The organism is Streptomyces sudanensis (assembly GCF_023614315.1).
GTDB lineage: Bacteria > Actinomycetota > Actinomycetes > Streptomycetales > Streptomycetaceae > Streptomyces > Streptomyces sudanensis.
In genome coordinates this window covers 5,102,992-5,106,576 of record NZ_CP095474.1, presented here as the reverse complement: position 1 = coordinate 5,106,576, position 3,585 = coordinate 5,102,992, and the positions used below count along the sequence as shown (strand labels likewise).

Below are 3,585 nucleotides of genomic sequence, written 5' to 3'. Positions count from 1 at the left end.
CCTCACAACCCGCCTCATCCCGGCCGGGGGAAGCCCCCCGTCCCGCCCCGCGCCGCGGGACGCGCCGCCGCGCCGCCGCACCGATGGGGACGGCCAGGACCGGCCGGGCGGCGCCGGTCAGGACGCGCGCCGCGGGACGCCGGCGGCCCGCGCGCCCGCCGCCGCGATCGCGGTACGCGCCCGCGAGGCGGCCCGGCTACAGGCCGCCGAGGCGGGCGGGCCGCTTCCCGGCGGCGGCGAGGACGGCGTCCAGGAGGCCGGGGAACAGCGCGTCGAGGTCCTCCCGGCGCAGGGCGTTCATCTTGGCGGTGCCCCGGTAGGTCTGGCGGATGACGCCGGACTCCCGCAGCACGCGGAAGTGGTGGGTGGTGGTCGACTTGGTGACGGGCAGGTCGATGCGCGAGCAGGCGACCTCCGCCTCCGCCGCGGCCAGTTCGCTGACGACGCGCAGCCGCATCGGGTCGGAGAGCGCGTGGAGCACGCCTTCGAGCCGGATCTCGTCGCGTGCGGGATGGGAGAGCTCGCGCGGGGCGGCCGCGGCGGTCACACGGGTCACGGGGGCTCCAGACTCCTCGGGTCCCCCCATCGTACGAGAGTCCTCGTAGTTTGACAGACGACGTAGTACGACGACTATCGTACGAACCGTACACCGGCCCCATCTGAACGGAGTCCGCCGTGAGCGCGCTGTTCGAACCCCGCACCCTGCGGTCGCTGACCGTCCCCAACCGCGTCTGGATGGCGCCGATGTGCCAGTACAGCGCCGAGGCGTCCGGCCCGGGGACCGGGGTGGCGAACGACTGGCACTTCGCCCACTACGCGGCCCGCGCCACCGGTGGCACCGGCCTGATCCTGCTGGAGGCGACCGCGGTCTCCCCCGAGGGGCGGATCACCCCGTACGACCTCGGCATCTGGAACGGCACCCAGGTCGAGGCGCTGCGCCGGATCACCGGCTTCCTCAAGGGCCAGGGGACGGTCGCGGGCATCCAGATCGCCCACGCCGGACGCAAGGCCTCCACCGAACGCCCCTGGAAGGGCGGCGCCCCGCTCGGCGCGGACGCGCGCGGGTGGCGGCCCGTCGGCCCGAGCCCGGTGCCCTTCGACGAGGGCCACCCGGTGCCGGAGGAGCTGTCCCCGGAGCGGATCCGCTCGGTCGTCGGCGAGTTCGCGGCGGCGGCGCGGCGGGCCCTCGACGCGGGCTTCGAGGTCGTCGAGATCCACGGCGCCCACGGCTACCTGATCGGCGAGTTCCTCTCCCCGCACAGCAACCGCCGCACCGACGCGTACGGCGGCTCCTTCGAGAACCGCACGCGCTTCGCGCTGGAGGTCGTCGACGCGGTGCGCGAGGTGTGGCCCGGGGAACTGCCGCTGTTCTTCCGCATATCGGCCACCGACTGGCTGGAGGAGGGGGCGGGCTGGACGGCCGACGACACCGTGCGGTTCGCCGCCCTGCTCCAGGAGCGCGGCGTGGACCTGCTCGACGTGTCGACCGGCGGGAACGCGCCGCGCGCCCGCATCCCCGTGGGGCCGGGCTTCCAGGTGCCGTTCGCGGCGCGGGTGAAGGCGGAGACGGGGCTGCCGGTCGCCGCGGTCGGGCTGATCACCGAGGCCGTGCAGGCGGAGAAGATCGTGGCCGGCGGCGAGGCGGACGCGGTGCTCCTCGGCCGCGAGCTGCTGCGCAACCCCTCCTGGGCGCGGCACGCGGCACGGGAACTCGGCGGCGAGGTGCGGGTGCCGGACCCGTACCACCGCTCGGTCTGACGCACCGGCACCGTCCGTCGGCCGCAGGCGTACTCCGCCGCCGCGGACCGGTCGGGCGCACCGGGCGGGTCGCGCCCCCTTGCCCGGAGGCCGCGCCTCCGCTCCCGGGCCCGCGGACACGGGTGCGGGTGCGGGTGCGGGTACGGGGTCCGGCGCGTCCGGTACGGGCACCGCACCGGACGCGTACCGGCACCGTCCCGTCCGCCCGGACGGGCGACGGCCGAGGAGGAACGTCTCCGGGCTCCGGGCTCCAAACTCCGGGACGCTCCGGCGGAGGGCCGGGCGGGGACCGCGGGACGCGATCGGGGCCCGCGCCCGGAACCCGCGGCGCACCGGTCCGGTGCGAGGCCCGGCCCCGCCCTCCGCGGAACCCGGTCGCGTGCGGCGGCGTCCCTCCGTGAGTCCGCAAGGCCCACTTCGTCGAAGGACCCACCATGACCGGCATGGCCGCCCGCCACCTCTACCTCACCCGCCACGGCGAGGCGTCACCGGACGGGAGCGGGCTGACGGACGCCGGCCGCCGCCAAGCCGCCCTGCTCGGGGAGCGGCTCCGCCGGGTTCCGCTGTCGGCGATCCACCACGGGCCGCTCGCCCGTGCCGAACGGACCGCCCGACTGGTCGCCGAGCGGTTCGACGGCGTCCCCCGGCACCGTTCCGAAGCGGCCGGCGACTACATCCCCCACCTGCCGGGACGGGAGGAACTGCCGCCGGAGGCAGCCGACGACTGGCTCGCGTTCCTGGGCCGGTTCACGGCCCAGGAACGCGAGCGGGGTCCGGGGCTCGCGGCGGCGGCGCTCGCGGACTTCACCGGACCCGTCGCCGGCGACGAGCCCCGCCACGAACTCGTCGTCACCCACACCTTCCTGATCGGCTGGCTCGTCCGGGCCGCCCTCGACGCACCGAAGTGGCGCTGGATGGGCGTCAACCACGCCAACGCGGCCCTGACCGTCATCCGCTACGCACCCGGCCGCCCCCCGGCGCTCCTCCTCTTCAACGACACCGGCCACCTCCCGGCCGAACTGCGCTGGACCGGCCTCCCGCGGGAACTCCACGTCTGAGGCCCGGAGCGGGCCCGGGGCGGGACCGGCGCCGGTCCGCCGACCGCCCGGCCCGCCGATCCTCCGACCGCCCGGGCCCGCCGTTCACCGGCCGGCGGGCACCGTGCGCGTCCGGCGGCCCGGGACGCGGCGGACGGCGGGCGGAGCCACCCGGGAAACGAGCGGCGGGGTCCCCCCGGCACGCGGTACGGTGCGCCGATGCCGGAGATCAGGAAGTTCCAAGTCACCTTCGACTGCGCAGAACCCGAGCGCCTCGCCCGCTTCTGGTGCGAAGTGCTGGGGTACGTCATGCCGCCCCCCGAGGGGTTCACCACCTGGGACGACTTCGACCGCGCCCTGCCTCCCGGGAAGCGGGGAGCGTGGTCCGCCTGCAGTGATCCCTCAGGCGTGGGCCCGCGCCTGTACTTCCAGCGCGTCCCCGAAGGCAAGGCCGTCAAGAACCGGGTGCATCTCGACGTCCGGGTCGGCACCGGGCTCGTGGGAGAGGAGCGCCTCGCCGCGCTCGAAGCCGAGTGCGCGCGGCTTGTCGCACTCGGCGCGACCCACGTGCGAACGCTCTACGCCGACGAGGAGAACGAGTCGTGCATCCCGATGCTGGACGTCGAGGGCAACGAGTTCTGTATCGACTGAGCGCTTCTCGTCCCGCCGGGAGAAGGCTCCGGTCACGTCCCGGCCCGTGCCCCGGGCGCTGCCGGTGCGGGCGCGGGCGCGCTCGTCCGCCCCGTCGACCGGGCCGAGGACGCCGAAGGGCTCGGCAGGGCGGNNGCNG

General features: G+C 76.0%; 4 protein-coding genes. 3 read left to right on the top strand and 1 reads right to left on the bottom strand.

Annotation, left to right across the window (positions count from 1 at the left end; all coding sequences use genetic code 11):
* Positions 1-196 precede the first annotated feature (196 nt).
* Entirely contained in the window at positions 197-547 is a 351-nt protein-coding gene (locus MW084_RS23665) for an ArsR/SmtB family transcription factor (protein ID WP_029553686.1), read from the bottom strand.
* A gap of 128 nt (positions 548-675) precedes the next feature.
* Between MW084_RS23665 and MW084_RS23660 the strand changes: the two genes are divergently transcribed.
* The 3 genes from MW084_RS23660 (at position 676) to MW084_RS23650 (ending at position 3,446) form a co-directional block, all read left to right on the top strand.
* Complete coding sequence (locus tag MW084_RS23660; RefSeq protein ID WP_010473114.1) at positions 676-1,758, top strand: NADH:flavin oxidoreductase/NADH oxidase; 1,083 nt, start codon at positions 676-678, stop codon at positions 1,756-1,758.
* A 434-nt stretch (positions 1,759-2,192) separates the two neighbouring features.
* The gene (locus MW084_RS23655; RefSeq protein ID WP_010473115.1) at positions 2,193-2,816 is read left to right on the top strand and encodes a histidine phosphatase family protein; all 624 of its coding nucleotides are present in this window, start codon (positions 2,193-2,195) and stop codon (positions 2,814-2,816) included.
* Between the two features lie 198 nt (positions 2,817-3,014).
* Entirely contained in the window at positions 3,015-3,446 is a 432-nt protein-coding gene (locus tag MW084_RS23650; protein WP_010473117.1) for a VOC family protein, read from the top strand.
* Positions 3,447-3,585: the final 139 nt, after the last annotated feature.